This is a genomic window from bacterium (assembly GCA_035454885.1).
In the GTDB taxonomy this organism is placed as follows: domain Bacteria; phylum UBA10199; class UBA10199; order JACPAL01.
In genome coordinates this window covers 111,449-126,784 of the sequence record DATIGE010000038.1, presented here as the reverse complement: position 1 = coordinate 126,784, position 15,336 = coordinate 111,449, and the positions used below count along the sequence as shown (strand labels likewise).

19 protein-coding genes are annotated in these 15,336 nt (G+C 63.2%); 8 read left to right on the top strand and 11 right to left on the bottom strand.

The window, feature by feature from the left end:
• Positions 1–56 precede the first annotated feature (56 nt).
• The 4 genes from VLJ37_07065 to VLJ37_07050 form a co-directional block, all read right to left on the bottom strand.
• Entirely contained in the window at positions 57–347 is a 291-nt protein-coding gene (locus VLJ37_07065) for a cupin domain-containing protein (protein HSA59431.1), read from the bottom strand.
• A gap of 9 nt (positions 348–356) precedes the next feature.
• A complete protein-coding gene (locus tag VLJ37_07060; GenBank protein HSA59430.1) occupies positions 357–1,583 on the bottom strand; it encodes a serine hydrolase domain-containing protein in 1,227 nt (408 codons plus the stop codon).
• A 126-nt stretch (positions 1,584–1,709) separates the two neighbouring features.
• On the bottom strand, positions 1,710–1,913 hold the full coding sequence (locus VLJ37_07055; protein HSA59429.1) for a hypothetical protein: 204 nt from the start codon (positions 1,911–1,913) through the stop codon (positions 1,710–1,712).
• Complete coding sequence (locus VLJ37_07050) at positions 1,910–2,398, bottom strand: hypothetical protein (protein HSA59428.1); 489 nt, start codon at positions 2,396–2,398, stop codon at positions 1,910–1,912. Before VLJ37_07050 ends, VLJ37_07055 begins: the two co-directional genes overlap by 4 nt.
• 102 nt (positions 2,399–2,500) lie before the next feature.
• Between VLJ37_07050 and VLJ37_07045 the strand changes: the two genes are divergently transcribed.
• From VLJ37_07045 to VLJ37_07035, 3 genes are read left to right on the top strand one after another with little or no spacing between them, the layout of a single operon-like run.
• Complete coding sequence (locus VLJ37_07045) at positions 2,501–2,848, top strand: hypothetical protein (protein ID HSA59427.1); 348 nt, start codon at positions 2,501–2,503, stop codon at positions 2,846–2,848.
• A gap of 7 nt (positions 2,849–2,855) precedes the next feature.
• Positions 2,856–3,434 carry a DinB family protein gene (locus tag VLJ37_07040; GenBank protein ID HSA59426.1) on the top strand — a complete coding sequence of 193 codons (579 nt, stop codon included), beginning with the start codon at positions 2,856–2,858 and terminating at the stop codon, positions 3,432–3,434.
• Position 3,435: 1 nt separating this feature from the next.
• Entirely contained in the window at positions 3,436–4,110 is a 675-nt protein-coding gene (locus VLJ37_07035; GenBank protein HSA59425.1) for a hypothetical protein, read from the top strand.
• An 18-nt stretch (positions 4,111–4,128) separates the two neighbouring features.
• Here the strand turns inward: VLJ37_07035 and VLJ37_07030 are convergent, their stop codons facing one another.
• The gene (locus VLJ37_07030) at positions 4,129–4,809 is read right to left on the bottom strand and encodes a hypothetical protein (GenBank protein ID HSA59424.1); all 681 of its coding nucleotides are present in this window, start codon (positions 4,807–4,809) and stop codon (positions 4,129–4,131) included.
• 37 nt (positions 4,810–4,846) lie between these two features.
• On the bottom strand, positions 4,847–5,596 hold the full coding sequence (locus VLJ37_07025; protein ID HSA59423.1) for a DUF4197 domain-containing protein: 750 nt from the start codon (positions 5,594–5,596) through the stop codon (positions 4,847–4,849).
• A 101-nt stretch (positions 5,597–5,697) separates the two neighbouring features.
• On the opposite strand from VLJ37_07025, the gene VLJ37_07020 reads away from it, so the two are divergent.
• Positions 5,698–6,435 carry a glutathione S-transferase N-terminal domain-containing protein gene (locus VLJ37_07020; GenBank protein ID HSA59422.1) on the top strand — a complete coding sequence of 246 codons (738 nt, stop codon included), beginning with the start codon at positions 5,698–5,700 and terminating at the stop codon, positions 6,433–6,435.
• Between the two features lie 2 nt (positions 6,436–6,437).
• Here the strand turns inward: VLJ37_07020 and VLJ37_07015 are convergent, their stop codons facing one another.
• Positions 6,438–8,012: a DUF1565 domain-containing protein gene (locus VLJ37_07015; protein HSA59421.1), complete on the bottom strand. Its 1,575-nt coding sequence runs from the start codon at positions 8,010–8,012 to the stop codon at positions 6,438–6,440.
• A 78-nt stretch (positions 8,013–8,090) separates the two neighbouring features.
• Between VLJ37_07015 and VLJ37_07010 the strand changes: the two genes are divergently transcribed.
• From VLJ37_07010 to VLJ37_06995, 4 genes are all read left to right on the top strand, one after another.
• The gene (locus tag VLJ37_07010) at positions 8,091–9,086 is read left to right on the top strand and encodes a hypothetical protein (protein ID HSA59420.1); all 996 of its coding nucleotides are present in this window, start codon (positions 8,091–8,093) and stop codon (positions 9,084–9,086) included.
• A gap of 2 nt (positions 9,087–9,088) precedes the next feature.
• Positions 9,089–9,535 carry a hypothetical protein gene (locus VLJ37_07005; protein HSA59419.1) on the top strand — a complete coding sequence of 149 codons (447 nt, stop codon included), beginning with the start codon at positions 9,089–9,091 and terminating at the stop codon, positions 9,533–9,535.
• A 125-nt stretch (positions 9,536–9,660) separates the two neighbouring features.
• The gene (locus VLJ37_07000) at positions 9,661–9,972 is read left to right on the top strand and encodes a type II toxin-antitoxin system RelE/ParE family toxin (protein HSA59418.1); all 312 of its coding nucleotides are present in this window, start codon (positions 9,661–9,663) and stop codon (positions 9,970–9,972) included.
• A gap of 10 nt (positions 9,973–9,982) precedes the next feature.
• Positions 9,983–10,267: a helix-turn-helix transcriptional regulator gene (locus tag VLJ37_06995; GenBank protein HSA59417.1), complete on the top strand. Its 285-nt coding sequence runs from the start codon at positions 9,983–9,985 to the stop codon at positions 10,265–10,267.
• 7 nt (positions 10,268–10,274) lie between these two features.
• On the opposite strand, the gene VLJ37_06990 is transcribed toward VLJ37_06995, so the two are convergent.
• The 4 genes from VLJ37_06990 to VLJ37_06975 form a co-directional block, all read right to left on the bottom strand.
• Entirely contained in the window at positions 10,275–11,510 is a 1,236-nt protein-coding gene (locus VLJ37_06990; protein HSA59416.1) for a M48 family metallopeptidase, read from the bottom strand.
• Positions 11,507–13,474 carry a 3'-5' exonuclease gene (locus tag VLJ37_06985; GenBank protein ID HSA59415.1) on the bottom strand — a complete coding sequence of 656 codons (1,968 nt, stop codon included), beginning with the start codon at positions 13,472–13,474 and terminating at the stop codon, positions 11,507–11,509. The genes VLJ37_06990 and VLJ37_06985 overlap by 4 nt, the downstream gene beginning before the upstream one ends.
• A gap of 77 nt (positions 13,475–13,551) precedes the next feature.
• Entirely contained in the window at positions 13,552–14,883 is a 1,332-nt protein-coding gene (chrA, locus tag VLJ37_06980; GenBank protein HSA59414.1) for a chromate efflux transporter, read from the bottom strand.
• Entirely contained in the window at positions 14,880–15,332 is a 453-nt protein-coding gene (locus VLJ37_06975) for an OsmC family protein (protein ID HSA59413.1), read from the bottom strand. The genes chrA and VLJ37_06975 overlap by 4 nt, the downstream gene beginning before the upstream one ends.
• Positions 15,333–15,336: the final 4 nt, after the last annotated feature.

The following is a 15,336-nucleotide window of genomic DNA, read 5'->3' as shown; positions in this document are numbered from 1 at the left end:
AAAATGGAACAGGCGGACGAGTCACAAGATAAAAGTCAAAGATTCGATGAGGGACTTCACGACTGATACCCATAAAGCCACCGCGACCCGGCGGCGGGGCCCGTGCGGACCGAGTGGGTCACCCGGGCCGGGATCAAGATCTCCTCGCCGGGTTTGGGTTTGAGCCTCTTCCCCTTCATCTCCAACTCCACGTCCCCCTCGACCACCATGAAGAGTTCATCCACGTCATGGACGTAATCCGCCCACTCCTGCCCGGGCGGGTCCGTCCAGAGGCCGAAGCTGAAGCCGCGGGCGCGCCAGTCCTTTTCGATCTTCGCGAGATCGATCCCTGGGGTTTTGGGGGACATGGGGGCACTCTACTCCAAGATCAATTGGTAGACCGAGGTCCAAAAGTCCCGAATGACGGGCGGAACGGCCAGGAGGTCCGGACGGCGCTGGGTCATGAGAACGCCGACCAGCCGCTCCTTCGGGTCGACCCAAAAGGACGTGCCGAAGGCGCCGTCCCAACCGAAACGTCCCGGCGCGTCCGCCAGATCATGGCGGCCGGTGACCACTCCGAGGCCGAGGCCCCAGCCGTACGCTCTCCAGAAATTCTCGAAGAACGGCGAGGCCGCCTTCTGCTCCGGCGCGAGCTGATCCGAGGTCATCAGCTCGATCGATGGCCGCGACAGGATGCGCTCGCGGCCCGCCGCTCCGTCGTTCAGCATCATGCGGCCGAAGGCGAGCATGTCGTCGACCGTCGACACGAGCCCTCCGCCCCCGGATTCGAAGACGGGCGGACGCGAGACGCCGCCGCCGCGCGCCTCGTCCAACACCACGAGCTCGCCGGTCGCATAATCCCTCCCATAGCAGGCGGGGAGCCGGTCGATCTTCGCCTCCGGCACGTGGAAGCCGGTGTCCTTCATCCCGAGCGGATCGAAGAGGTTCTCGCGAAGGAATTCCGAGAGCGGCTTGCCGGAGACACGGGCGATCAGGACGCCCAGGATCTCGGAACCCATGTGGTACAGCCATCGCTCGCCCGGTTGATGGGCGAGCGGGAGGCCCCCCAGGCGCTTCATGAACTCGTCGGGAGAGCCGCCGAACGGCCAGGCGCTCAAGGGCAATCGCGCCTCGATCATCGCTTTTTGGAGCGGACAGGCCGGCGAGAGGAAGGCCACTTCCCCGTAGCCCGACCGAAACGTGAGAAGATCGCGCAGCGTGATCCCGCGCTTCGCGGGGACCGTATCGTCCAGCCTGCTCCCGATCGTCCGCAGGACCTTGCGGTCCTTCAGCTCCGGCAACCATTCGTCGACCGGATCGTCGAGCCTGAGCTTGCATTCCTCCACGAGGATCATGGCGCCGACCGCGGTGACCGGCTTCGTCATGGAGGCGAGCCGGAAGATCGTATCCCGCCGCATCGGAACGTCGCCGCCGAAGGCGTGGGTGCCGATGACGACCACGTCCTCCCGGCCGCGCTGGCGGACCAAGGCGACGAGACCGGGCAGGGAGCCGCCTGTGACGTGGCGTCGCAGGGTGTCCCGCATGCGGGCCAGCCGCGCCGGTGAGAACCTGTCGCCGCCGATCGCGGGCGTCGGGTCGTCCATGGTGAAGCGATTCTATGCCCAGCGGAAATGCCCGGCAAGCCGAAGAGTTGTCAGCACCCCAATGCTGAAGCCGCGGGAGCGCCAGTCCTTTTCAATTTTCGCAAAATTCACCGATGAATTCATCGGTCAGAGGGCCTTCAGCTTGTCATACCGGCGCCTGAGGGCGGGGTTACGGCGCCAGACCTCGAACATGAATTTGCGGGTCTGGTCCAACCAGGTCAGGATCTGCTCCGGCGTGAAGTCGGGCGTTCGCTCTTGCCGATTCCACTTCCGCCAGGCCTTCGCCTCGGCCCTTGCCGGCGAGGGGCTGCGTCGTGCGCGGGGTTTCATGGAGTCCTCTTCTTGCTCAACAGACTTATATCATAGAGGTCCCTCTCGCGGCCAGCCTTGCGCTTGATGCGGATCAAATCGGCGACGCCGACGACGGGAATCTTCAGTCCAAAGGCCTCGACATCCGCGCGCCTCTTGTCAAGGGACGCAAACCTCATCGGCTCCTTCACGAAAACGTCGACGATCTCCATCGGATTATCCGGGCGTATGAAACTGAAGACCATCATGTTCTTTTCCTCGATCCATTGCCGGCGCTTCTTCGGGTCGGCAAGGTCCTCCGCGGCCACGGGGACTCGCGGCGTGTAGCCCAAGTCCTTCATGACCCGCACGAACTTGAGGATATTCTTTTCTTCCAGATGAAGGATCAAATCGAGATCGACCGTGGCACGCACGACCTGGTGGAGGTTCACGGCGACGCCGCCGGCCACGAGATAGCGGACCCCCGCCTCGCGAAGGGCCTGGAAAATGCGCACGTAAGGAAGCATCCCGACACTCCTAACAGATGAACGACGGCTGTCAAAGATGTTGGGTTCGTCCTTGAAGTCGCCGGGCTTCTCGTCTATACCGCCGGGAAAAGGAGGTCTTGTATGAAAAAATCACTTTTAGTCCTGGTTCTGGCCGTCGGCATGATCGCCGGGTCCGCGGCCGCTTGGGCCAAGGGGTCGGTGAAGATCTACGAAGACAAGGGTTTCGCGGGCCGGGTCTTGAGCGTGAGGGTCGGAAAGAATATCTCGGATTTCAAATACGGGACGAGCGGCTTCAACGACACGTGCTCCTCCGTCACGTACACCATTCCCGCCGGCTGGACGGCCATCCTCTATACGGACAGCGGCTACAAGGGCCGTGAATATCCGATGAGCGGCAGCAGCAGCGTTTCCGACATCGGCAGTTTCGAAGACAAGTGCTCTTCGATTCAGTGGGTCAAGAATCAATAATCCGTCATTGCTGACCCCCACCCTCGCCAAGCCGGGCGCCGGGCTTCCCTTTTGGGAAGGCCTCGTCACGCGGTACTATTTCGGCCGTTTCGTCGCGAAGAGGTCCGATTGGGACCGGGCGGGGCGGGACTTCGACGCCCTGAACGCCAAGATCCTCAAGGCCGTCGAGGGTCTCACGCCCGAACAACTCCGCCGGCGCGTTCTCATCCCCCGGCCCAAGGGGTTGGAGGACAGTTCCCGCCATTGGTCCCTCGCCATGGTCCTGGAACACTTGGCCTTCGTGGGCGGCAAGATCGTGGAGATCGTCATCGCCCTTTCGCGCGGGGAAGATCCCGGCGTCAAGGTCGACATCGCGCAGGTCAAGCCGTTGGGACAGCAGGAGGCCGGGGTCTCCGTGAGGAATTTTCGGACGTTCGCCGAAACCGCGCGGACGATCCTCGAAAAAAACGTCTCCGACCGCGAGAGCCCCGCCAAGCTCTCCCACCCGTGGTTCGGTCCCTTCAACGCCCGCCAGTGGCACTGGCTCCTCGCCGGCCACGCGGCGGTGCATTACATTCAGGTCAAGGAAATCAAGAAGCGGCTCTAACATGAACCTGATCCGGCTTTTGCTGTCGCTCGCCGTCCTCACGGCCTTGGTCCCGAATGCACGGGCCGGGGAGCCCAACCTCGTCCTCAATCCGTCCTTCGAAGACGATACCGCCTGGACCTCGCGGCAGCATCCGGGATGGCACCGCTTTGAGCTCACTCCGAAGAGACCCCACTCGGGCAGACGCTGCGCGCAAACCGTTTTGGAAAAGCATCCCGTCACGGAAGGGGCCCAAATCTGGGGCGCCCTTCAGGAGTTCAAGGTCTCGAAACTGCCGCGGAAGATCGGCGTTTGGTACCGGATCGAAAACTGGAAGCAGGCGACCGGGAAGCAATACGTGCAAGTCGTCGTCATGATCCACGACAAGCGGCTGGAAAAACTCACCACGCAGCCGCAGATGCAGGTGCGCTACATCCTGGCGGGACTTTCGGAACCGCCCTACCCCAACCCGGTCAACGGGCGCTATCTGATGGCCGGCCCCAAGAAGCCCCGCCAGGGCCGCTGGGTCCATTTCGAGCGGAATCTCGTCGACGACTTCGTCAAGGCCTGGGGCTGGTATCCGGAGAATTTCCAAAGAATGGAGATCTTTCTGGAGGCCCGCTACGACGAACCGGTGCCCGAGGGGATCAAGGTCACGGGCGAGGTTTATTGGGACGACGCGATCCTCATGCCCTAGCCCCGCTTCCCGAGGAAACTAGCGAACCTGAGCGGAGACGAACTCGAGGCGGTAGGCCTTCTTTCCGACATGGAGCGAAAGACGCACGTTCCTGGAGGGATCCGTCTTGGGGAACTGGACGAAACCCTTCACCGCCGCCCCGGGGGGAATCTCCTGGGGGTGCAGGTATTCCGCGTCGATCTCGGCGATCCGCCTTTCGGCGCGGCGAAGGATGCGGTTGGCCTCGATCTGCCTCTCGAACCAGTCGTCGCGCACGTAAGGTCCGACGTAGACGTAGCGGTAACGGCCGCGCCCGTCATAGGCGCGCCGGGGCCGGTAGTAATAGCCGGGTGCGAAGTTCCAGGAGTACCTCGTATACGAAGCCTCCGACTCCGCCCGGCGCCCGATCTCGGACTTGAGGACATCGGCATCCAAGGCCTGATGGATCACCTTCCGGTCGTCCTCGAGAACGACGTCCTCGGGCCCGTAAACCGGCTTCTTGCCCCCGTTGCGCACCTCGACCCGCGCCAGGTAACGTCCCTTGCTCTCCAGCAGCTCCGCCGCGACCGTGACACCCCCCTGAACCCTCTCCGCCCTTTGGAGGGTGTCCGCGGCATGCGCGCCGAGGGGCGATAGCGGGGTCCACGCGCTCCGCGACGCGGCGCAGGACGTAACGAGGAGCAGGACCGGAACGGCGGCCAAAAGGCAAAGGTATCTCATCGTTAGGATTCTACCAAAACCGGACGTCGGGCGCGCCCTAAGACTTGTCCCGGCTTCCGAACACCTTTTTGAGCAGGTCGGTCACGCGCGCGGCGGGGTTCTCGCGGATCTTCCGTTCCTCGCCGGCGACGAGCTTGAAGAGCCCGGAGATCGCCTTTTCGGTCACGTAGGCATTGAGGTCGGGGTTCACGGGTTTGACGCCGGGGACGGCGTTGTACTTGGAGGCGAGAGGCTTCCAGTACTTGGTCACCTGGACCTTGTCGATGGCCCGTCCGACGATCGGCGAGAACTTGGCCTTCAGCGGGCTCGACGTCTTTCCTTTCAGATAGGACGTCGCCGCGTCGTTCGGTCCGTTGAGGATCTCGAATCCGTCCTTGATCGTCAGGCCTTTGATCGCGTCGAGAAAGATCGGGGCCGCCTCCTTCGCCGCCTCTTCCGCCGCGCGGTTCAAGGTCATGACGAACTTGTCGACCTGGCTCTTCAAGCCCAGCGCCTCGGCCGTGTCCTTCACCTTTTGGGCGTCGGGCGGGAACGGGATCTTGATGCGGGGGTTGCGGTAGAAACCGTCGACCTTCGAGGCCAGATTTCCGGCGTTCTTCGAGCCGATCGAGAGGGCCTCCCTCAGGCCGCGGATCACCTCCTCGTTGCTCAGGGGGGCCTTGCCTCTCAAGACCTCCTCGGCGCCCCTCTTGACGTCGCCCCAATCGAGGGCCGAGGAAGGCTGCGACGGGGCCAGGGAGGCGGCGAGAAGGAAGGCGATCAGTCCGAGAGTGCGAAGTTTTTTCACGTTGGAGACCCTCCCAAAAATCCCTTATTCGAAACCCGGGGACGGCGAAAGGGGTATTCTTTCCTGTTTCCGTCGCCGCCGTGGCCTGCTAATTTGCCGGAGTGCCTGAGCTTTACGGCATCGCCTACTCGCCGTGGACGGCCAAGGCCCGTTGGGCCCTGGATCACCACAAGATCCCCTATCGTTATCACGAACACCTGATCCTTTTCGGCATGCCGGAGCTGCGATGGCGGCTCAGGAGGTTTTGCGGCGACGTGACCGTCCCCGCCTTCACGGCCGGAAACACGCGGATCATGGATTCCTTCGAGATCGCCCGCCATGTGGACGTCACCGGGAGCGGAACACCCCTCTTTCCGGAAGGCCGCCTGCCGGAAGTCCGGGAGATCAACCGCCTCTCGGAAAAGGCCCTCGACTGCGCCCGGGCCTTCACCATCTTCCGCATCCTCAAGGACGACGGGGCCCAGGAGGAGGCCCTGCCGCGCTTCGTTCCGAGGTCCCTCCGCCGCCGGTTGCGATGGATGGCGCCCATCGGCGCGCGTTACATCGCCAGGGAATTCGGCGTCTGGCGAAAGACGGCGGCGGGCTACGAGGAGGACTACCGGGAGGTCCTGGAATCCCTCCGGCGGAAACTCAAGGATTCGGGCGGCGCCTACCTGTTGGGGCGTTTCTCGTTCGCGGACATCGCGGCCGCCATGGCGATGCAGGGCGTGGACCCCGTCGACCACCCCTCGCTCCCCATGGGCCCGGCCACGCGCCGTATCTGGCGCCATCCGCGCCTGTCCGAGGACTACAAGGACCTCATCGCCTGGCGGGACGGAATATTCGCGCGGCATCGATGACTCTAAAAGAGTTCCAAGGGCCCGAGGTCGGGAGCGGCGCTCGTCGTGCGCGCCTTGCCGCTGAAATCGTAGGCGGGGAAGAGGGCGGGCGCGGCGCCGGCATTACGAAGCGCACTCGACGACCCGAACGAAAAGTCCCCGGCAGCGGCATTCGTGAAGAGCGGATCGGTCGTGAACGCGAGGTCCGCCGAAGCGGCCGCCACTCCCGCCAGGGCCGTCACGGGATCGCCTTCCGTCACCGTCACGCCGGCCTTCTCGATCACGATGCCGTTGGCCGTCTTTCCCAGGAGACTGTTTCGAACCTCGGCCGTCGTCGCCGGCGAGAGAAAGATGCTTCCGGAATTGTTGAAGAACACCGAGTTGAGGATCGAGAGCGAACAAGCCGCTGACGGGAAATCGTAGCAGACCGTCGCCGTATAGCTGTCGCCGCGAAGCGTTCCGTCGGCGTTGACGTTATGAAAGGCGACCAGTGAATTCAGAACGCGGTAGGCCCCCTCGCGGTCGAACACCAGCGAGGCGTCCGCGCCATGATTCACCACGAAGGAGTTCACCAGGTCGCCCCCGCGCCAGAATTTGACGCCGTTCCGGAGGTTGTCGTGGACGTTCGCGTTGAAAACCGCCGCGCGCGCGGCCTTGAGGTCGATCCCGTCCGCCGAGGCCCCGGTCACTTCCGCGTTCGTGATGAGGATATTCTGCGAAAGATTGCCGGCGGCGGCGTCCTCGTCCCTCACCTCCACCGCGATGCCGTCGCCGCCCGAGCCTCCGGCGTCGTTGGCGTCGTTGCAGACCGTCACCCCGTCCAGCCTCCAGTTCTTGCACGGCCCGTTGCTGCAGCTGATGCCCAGGGTTGCGCCGCGCACCGAGACGTTCTTCAAGAGTAGCCCGTCGACCGGAGCCGCCGAGGCGACAATGCCGTTCTTGAAGGTGTTCCCCGCAGCGGTCACGGTCAGGTTTTTCAACACGATATTCCGGACGGCCGTTCGTCCCTCGCCGCCGATCTCGACGCCAGTGACGTAGTCTGAGAGGTTGACGCCGCTCACGACGACGCCGTCCGCGAGGATGTGCGCCCCGTACGTGACGGACGACGAGCGAGGGGTCACGGTGACGCCTTCGCCGGACGCCGCGCAAAGGCGGATCGCCTTGTCGATCACCAGCGAACGGTATTCGCCGTCCGCCCCCTCCGGATAGCTCCCTCCGCCCACAAGGATCGCGTCCCCCGCCGAGGCCGCCGCGATCGCGCGCGCGATCGTCTTGAACGGCGAAGACGGCGTTCCGGGATTGGCGTCGGAACCGGCCGTCGAGACGTGGAAGACATGGGCCCCCGTGCAGTCCCCCGGGTCCCGGGGAAACGCGGCGAAATCCAAGCCGCTGATGGTCGGAAAATCCGAGGCCTTGTTGCCGGAGGGGCCTTGACCCGCCCCGCGCAAGGTGCAGGCCAAAGGAGATGACGGCGCCCCCCCGGAGCCGCCCCCCGTCCCACCCAAACCACCGCCCGAGCCGGGAACGGACGTCCGGCAGGAAGCCAGTGCGGCGACCGCAAACGAAAGGGCGAGGTAACGGCGATGGAGCGGCTTCATTCACACCTCAAAAAAAGACGATGAATTATGCCACGAAGCGGCCTTGTCGTAAGAAAAAACTCGCGCTATGAAAAGGCCATGAGAAAAAAAGTTGCCGGCCTCATCGCGGCGGCCCTCCTTTGGGTACCCGCCGCATCCGTCGGCGGCGGGGCGGCCGGCTGCTCCGGCACGGCCGCCTCGGGCGGCGGCACGACGGGCGGGACCACGGGAGGACCGGCCTCCCCCACCGACCCCGCAAACATCACGACCGAGTGCACGGTCTTTCCGCCGGACAATCCCTGGAACCGGGACGTCTCGGGCGACCCCCTCGATCCCAACTCCGACGGTTACATCGCCTTTATCCTGGCGAACGGCGGCGACTTCCTGCACCCGGACTTCGGCTCAAACCCCGACTACGGGATTCCCTATGAAGTGGTGGGCGGCGATCAGCCTCTCGTCCCCATCACCTTTACGGACTTTGGCGACGAGAGCGACCCGGGCCCCTACCCGATCCCGCCCGACGCGGACGTGGAGGGCGGCGGCGATGGACACGTCCTGGTGATCGATCAGGACGGCTGCGTTCTTTACGAGATGTACGTCGCGGAGAAGAATGGGTCCGGCTGGGACTGCGCCTCGGGGGCGGTCTTCGACTTGACGTCGAACGACCTCAGACCCGACGGCTGGACCTCCGCGGACGCCGCGGGGCTCCCGATCTTGGCCGGCCTCGTGCGCTACCAGGAGGCCGTCGGGGAGGGTTCGATCCACCACGCCCTCCGCGTCACCTTTTCCGTCACACAGCGAGGCTACATCCACCCGGCCACGCACTTCGCGAGCGACGAGACCGACCCCGACGCCCCGCCGATGGGGCTGCGCCTCCGGCTCAAGGCCTCCTACGACGTCTCGGGTTTCACGGGCGCCGCGCGCGTGATCTTGGAGGCGCTCAAGAAATACGGCCTCATCGTCGCCGACAACGGCTCCAACTGGTACATCTCGGGCTCGACGGATTCCCGGTGGGACGACGAAGACCTGAACCAATTGAAGGACGTCCCCGGCTCGGCCTTCGAGGTGGTCCAGAGCGGGCCGATCCTTCCCTAAAGGTGAAACTCACCCGTAAAATCAAAAAGGTCGGCGAGGCGCTCAAGGACTTGGTGCTTGCGGAGTATCGGCATCCGGTCGAGGTCTCCGTCCGCGAGGAGCCGGCGCCGTTGGGACTCACCGTCATCACCGCCTGCAACCCCAAGGCGCATCCGGGCACGGGGATGAAGCGCGTCCTCATGGACGAGGACGGGACGACCTACGGGATCCATGGCGAGAAGGATTTCGCGGCGCTGGCGAGGCTCAAGGGCTGGACTCAGGCCCCGCCCGATCCGAAGGAATTTCTCCGCCTCGTCAACCTGGCCCAGTTCGAGGGGATCGCCCTCCTCCAGAACCCCGACCCGAGGTTCGAAAAAAACCCGCGCGAGCTCGTCTTCCGCTTCTTCCGCACGGAGCACCCGAGCGGCCGGAGGATCGAAGTCGTCATACGGTTTCGCGAATCGACCTAATTTCCATACCCTTGAGACCGAAATTCATACCCTCGCCCCGCCACCGCCGCTCAGCCGGCATGGCAAGGCATTTGCACTCAACAGTCTCGGGTTGACGTTCGTACCTATTTACGGGTACACTTCTTATGAAGGTCACTTATTATCAAACGCCCCGTGGGGATCTTCCTGTTCGCGATTATTTGGAGGCTTTGCAAGATCGTGAGCGGGCCAAGGTCAAGGCGCTGATCGACTACCTCTCGGAGGCGGTCACGCTCAAGGAACCCCATGCGAAGAAAATCGCCGGCTACCCCGGTCTGTTTGAACTGAGGCCGGGCGCACATCGAATTTTCTATTGTTACCATGAGGGGATGATCGTTCTGCTGCATGCGTTTCGAAAAAAGTCCGACAAGACGCCTAGCCGCGAGTTGGAGACGGCTTATTCAAGAATGAGATCGTAAGGGGTGCAACATGAGAACAGGTGGAGATTTTCATAAGGATTTGGAGAAAGACCTCCGGAAAACCAAGTTTGAGACTCTTTTTCAAAAAGAAAAGAGCCGCCTTCGTCTCGTTGAGCGCTTGCGACAGATTATGACGAAATCTCATCTCTCCATTCGTCACGTCGCCCGCCTCATGGGAACCAGCAAATCGCAAGTGGTTCGAATGATCAGCGATCCGAAGGCAAATGTCGGCGTCGATTCTTTAATCAAGTTTGCTACTGTTTTTGGGCGGCGTTTGGATATTCGCATCAAATAAGACTCTATCATGCCTGAAGCGCCCTGACCCGCTCGAGCGTCGTCGGGTGCGTGTAGTGATAAAAGCTGAAGAGCGGATGCGGCGTGAGGTTCGAGAGATTCTCCCGCGAGAGCGCGACCAGGGACGACGCCATCGCCTCGCGGTCCCCCACCACCTTGACCGAAAAGAGGTCCGAGGCGTACTCGTAGCGCCGCGAGAGGGCGTTGGTCAGGATCTTGAGGAAGAACGTAAAGTGGCTTCCGAAGAGCGAGACGATCACCAGCGCCTTGTGCGGGGCCGGGGCGCCGGCGTTGAAGGCGGCGTAAAGAGGCTCCCAACCGATCAAGAGCGACAAGATCCAGAAACCGGCGAGGGAGGTCGCGAAACCCATGACCAGCATCTTTTGGATGTGCCGGAGCTTGTTGTGGCCCATCTCATGGCCCAGGACGGCGATGATCTCCCGCTCGGTCAGCTGCTTCTGGAGCGTGTCGAAAAGGACGATCCGCCGCATCCGGCCCATCCCGGCGAAGTAGGCGTTCGAATGCGCCGATCGGCGCGAGCCGTCGATCGTGAAAATGCCGGACATCTTGAAGCGGATTTTTTTCGCCAGCGCCGTGATCGCGTCCTTCAGCGAGCCATCGGGCAGCGGGGTGAACTTGTTGAAGATCGGGGCCAGGAGGGTCGGATAGACCGCCGCCATGACGAACTCGAAGCCGTAGACGCCCAGGAAGGCCCAAAGCCACCAGAGGCCGCCGGCCTTTTGGTAGAGCCAGAAGACGAGCGCCAGGATCGGCCCGCCCAGCGCCGCGCCGAGCGCGATTCCCTTCAGCAGGTCCAGGACGAAGGTTTTCCCCGTCATCTTGTTGAACCCGTATTTCTCCTCCAACACGAAGTGGGAATAGAGCGACACCGGGAGGCGCAAGGCCGTCAGGCTTAAGGCCACGGCGCCGCAGTAGAGGATCGAGTGGGGAATCCCGCGGAGACCGACCCAGCCGTCGAGCCTTTCCAGGACGCCGCTCAGGAGTATCGCCCAGGTCACGGCGACGTCATAACCCCGCACGGCGAGGCCGAAGCGCGCCTTCTCCAGGTTGTAGGCGACGGCCTTCCGGTAACGATCCGGCTCGATCTTGCCCCGAAAGTATTCGGGGATCTCGCCGGCGTGCCTGCGGATGTGGGCGTTGTTGAGGAGCGTGAGCGCCGTCTCCCAGACCAAATGGACCGTGTAACAGGCCGCGAAGAGCCAGAAGAACCAAGGAAACGTCATGCCCATTTGCCCTTGGGGAGGCGGGGCAGCAACGGCGAGGGCGCCTTGGCGCCGGCAAAATCGACCCGGACCTCGGCCCGGGTGGCCGCCACGTAAAGAAGATTCCGCCCTTCCTCGTTCGGGGGGTAGTTTTCCTCGGAAGGTTCCAGCACCAGGACGTTGCGGAACTCGAGGCCCTTCACCTGATGGATGCTGGTGATGACCACGCCGGGCGAGAAGTCGAACTGTTCGCGGTGCCCCCAACGGACGGAGGGGAGCCCCAATTTTCTGAGTTCCTCGGTCAGGGCCTGCGCCTCTTTCGGATGGCGGCAGATCACCGCGCTCAGGGCGTTGGCGTTCTCGCCTTGGCAGGCGCGGATCCAATTGGCGGCCAGATTCGGCAAGGCGGCCGCGGTGTCCGTTTTGAAAAAGGAGGGAATCGGCCCGCTCCTTAACTTTTGCGCGCCCGGCGGCAACGGCTGGTCCCCCCCCCGCAACTTGCCCGCAAGGTCCAGGATCTCGCGCGTCGTCCGGTGAGAGACGGTGAGCTCGATCGGCGAGGTGTTCTCAAAGCCGGCGTCTTTCAGGACCGTCTCCCAGCTGTCGAAATTCCGTCCCATGACGATCTTCTGGGCCAGGTCGCCCACGATCGTCACCGTCCTCTTCTGGTCGACCGCGTTGAGCAGCGCCTTGATCTCGATCAATCCGAAATCCTGCGCCTCGTCGATGACGACGTGATCGCACACGCCCAGGCTCCCCGCCGACCGGACCGGGTAATAGCCGCGCTCCAGATAAATGAGATGAAGGATCAACGCATCATCCTGCTCCTCGCAATGCCGTCGCGCGACCTGCTCCTTGAGCTGTTTGCGGATCTCTTCCCACTGAGGCCAGAAGACTTCCTGCGTGGTGAGAAATTGGAAAAACCGGAAGAGATCCGCCACCCAATCCGAGAGATCCCGTTCCGGGTGGGACTGAACGTACTTGTTCATGAGCTGGAGGCAGACGATCGACGACTTGAACCTCTCCATCTCGAGGGTTTTTTGGAAAATCCCGGTCGGGCGCGCGCCCGCCAGCTCGGTCACGAGCTTCGAGGCCCACTGTTGGAAAGTGCGGATGGGGACGCCGTGGATCTTGAGCTCGGGGAGCGTCGTGTCGACGTAGGCCTTGAGGGCCGGGCTCTGCATCACGACGAGGCATTTCTCGGCCTTCGCGTTCGAATTGTCTTCATGCAACAGCCACGCCAGCCGGTGCAGCGCGACCGTCGTCTTGCCGCTGCCCGCGATGCCCTGGATGACGATCGGATTCTTGGCATCCTTCGTGATCAGCTCGAATTGCTCGGCGGTGATGAGCGACAGGATCGGCGGCAGGTGCCCGTCGTGGCCCGAGGTCCGCGAGAGCGGCTCGCCCCCGTCCTTCACCCTCCATTTCCCGTTCTGGACGGCGAGGGTACCGCGCGGGGTTTCGATGATGTTCAGAACGTCGCGCCGGCCGTGGTACGACCGCCGGAGCTTGATCGTCCCCTCGCGGTCGCGGCCCTGGATCGTCTCGGAGAACTCGTCGCCTTCCTTGAAGTCGTAATAGAGCTTGCTGATGGGCGCCTTGCGCCAGTCGATGATGCGTTGGGCGGGAAAACTGGCCGTGCCGAGGCGGAATTCGACTTCCTTCAAGTCGCCGGCCTCATTGAGCTCCTCGGTGACGACGCGCGCGAAATACGGCTGTTCCTCCAGGCTGTCCAAGCCTTGCGACTTGTCCTTTCGGAGGGCCGTCAGTCCGTGAGCCACGGCTTCATCGGAAGCGAGCGCCGCCTTGTCCTCGTCCCGGGTCGACGCGACGATTTGGGAGGTCAGTTCGCGCGCGAGCTTGCGGTCCTCCTCGTAATCCGCGCTCGTGCGGCGAAGCTCCGCCACGATCGCCGTGTGGGTCTCTTTCCAGCGGGAGGACTCCTCCTCGCCGATCTCTCTCGCCTGCTCGTCGGTCAACGGCATAAGATGTTTTGCCCGCAAAAAACAAAAGAACCACCGAGCCGAAACGCGGCTCGGTGGCGGAACTGATCCCTCTCTATTCAAATCGGAATGAGATGTCCAATGTGAAGAAGGAGCCCCGCGAAGGCGGCTCCCAGGGCCACCCAGACGATGTCCCAATTCCATTTCCGCATGCCAAAAAAGGCGATCGCGGCCAACATCAGGGCTGCGAAATCAAAACCCCGCCCCTCGGGTTTCAGGACGTGGCCGCCGAAGAACACGGCGAGGTTCAGGACGACGCCGACCACCGCGGCGGTGATCGCCGAAAGGGCGGACGTGAGTTGGACGTTGCCCCGCAATTTTTCGACGTAGGGCGCCCCCAGGAAGATCCAGAGAAAGCACGGAAGGAACGTGAAGTACGTGGCGACGAGACCTCCGAAGACTCCCGCGAGCCAGGGCGGCAGGCCGCCCGCGTGTTGCCAGGCCCCGACGAAGCCCACGAAGTTCACCACCATGATGAGAGGACCCGGCGTCGTTTCGGCCAACCCCAGTCCGTCCATCATCTGGGCGCCGGTCAACCACCCGTAGGTCTTCACGCACTCCTGGGCGACGTAGGGCAGGACCGCATACGCGCCGCCGAAGGTCACCATGGCGGCCTTGGAGAAAAAGATGCCCATGCGGAAGAAGACGTCCTCGCTGCCGCGCCGCAGAGACAGGGCGATCAGCGGGAGAAACCAAAGCGGCAGACAGAGACCCAGGACCTTGAGGGTATGAACGAGGGTCGGATGGGCGTGATCCGGGGTTTCATGGTGCGTGTCGAGGACCGCGCCGGAACCGGACGAAGACGACGCCCCGTGCCCTTTCACGACGAGAAAATGCTTCGGCGCCATTCTCCCGCCCGCCAGGCCGATGAGCCCCGCCCCGAGAATGATCAACGGGAACGGAATTTTGAGGAAAAAGATCCCGACGAACGCCGCGGCGGCGAGCGTGATCATCGCCCCGTTCTTGAGGACCTTTTGACCGATCCGGATCACCGCCGCCGCGACGATCGCCAGCACCGCCGCTTTGAGGCCATAGAAGAGCGATGCGATGACCGGGATCTTCCCGTAGGCCATGTAGACCCAGCTCAAAGACGTCAGGATGAAGATCGACGGGATGACGAAGAACGCCCCCGCGACGATCCCTCCCCAGGCCCGGTGCAGGAGCCAGCCGATGTAGATGGCGAGCTGCTGGGCCTCGGGACCGGGAAGCAACATGCAGTAATTGAGGGCGTGGAGGAACCGCTCCTCGGAGATCCAGCGGCGCTTCTCGACGAGCTCCTGGTGCATGATGGCGATCTGGCCCGTGGGACCGCCGAAACTGATCCAGCCCAGCTTGAACCAGAAGCGAAAGGCCTGAAGGAAAGACGGGTGTCCGGGGGAATCGGAAATCACGCCTGGGGCTCGACGACGACCTCGCTCTTGATGGAGCTTTCGATGAAACAGTTCTTGCCGGCCTTGTCGTGGAGGCCTTTTAATTGCGCGGCGTCCGGCTTCTTCTCGCCCGAAAAGACCGCTTTGGGCTTCAAGACGATCTTGGTGACCGCCATCGCCCCCCCGGCGTCCTTGCCGAGAATCGCCGTCGCCTCGTCTTCGTAAGAATCGACGACGTAGCGGCTCTTGGCGGCGATCGCGAGAAAGGTCAGCATGTGGCACGAGGCCAGCGAGGCGGCGAGCATCTCCTCCGGGTTCGCGTACTCCTCCTTGCCCAGGTACTGCGGCGCCGCGGAGGTCTCCACCGTCTGCCCGCCGTTGTACATCACCGTGTGGGTGCGGTCGTAGGTCTCGTAAACGAAGTCCGGGGTCTTTCGCTTCCAGGACAAGCTGATACGGTGTTCGGACATAGAC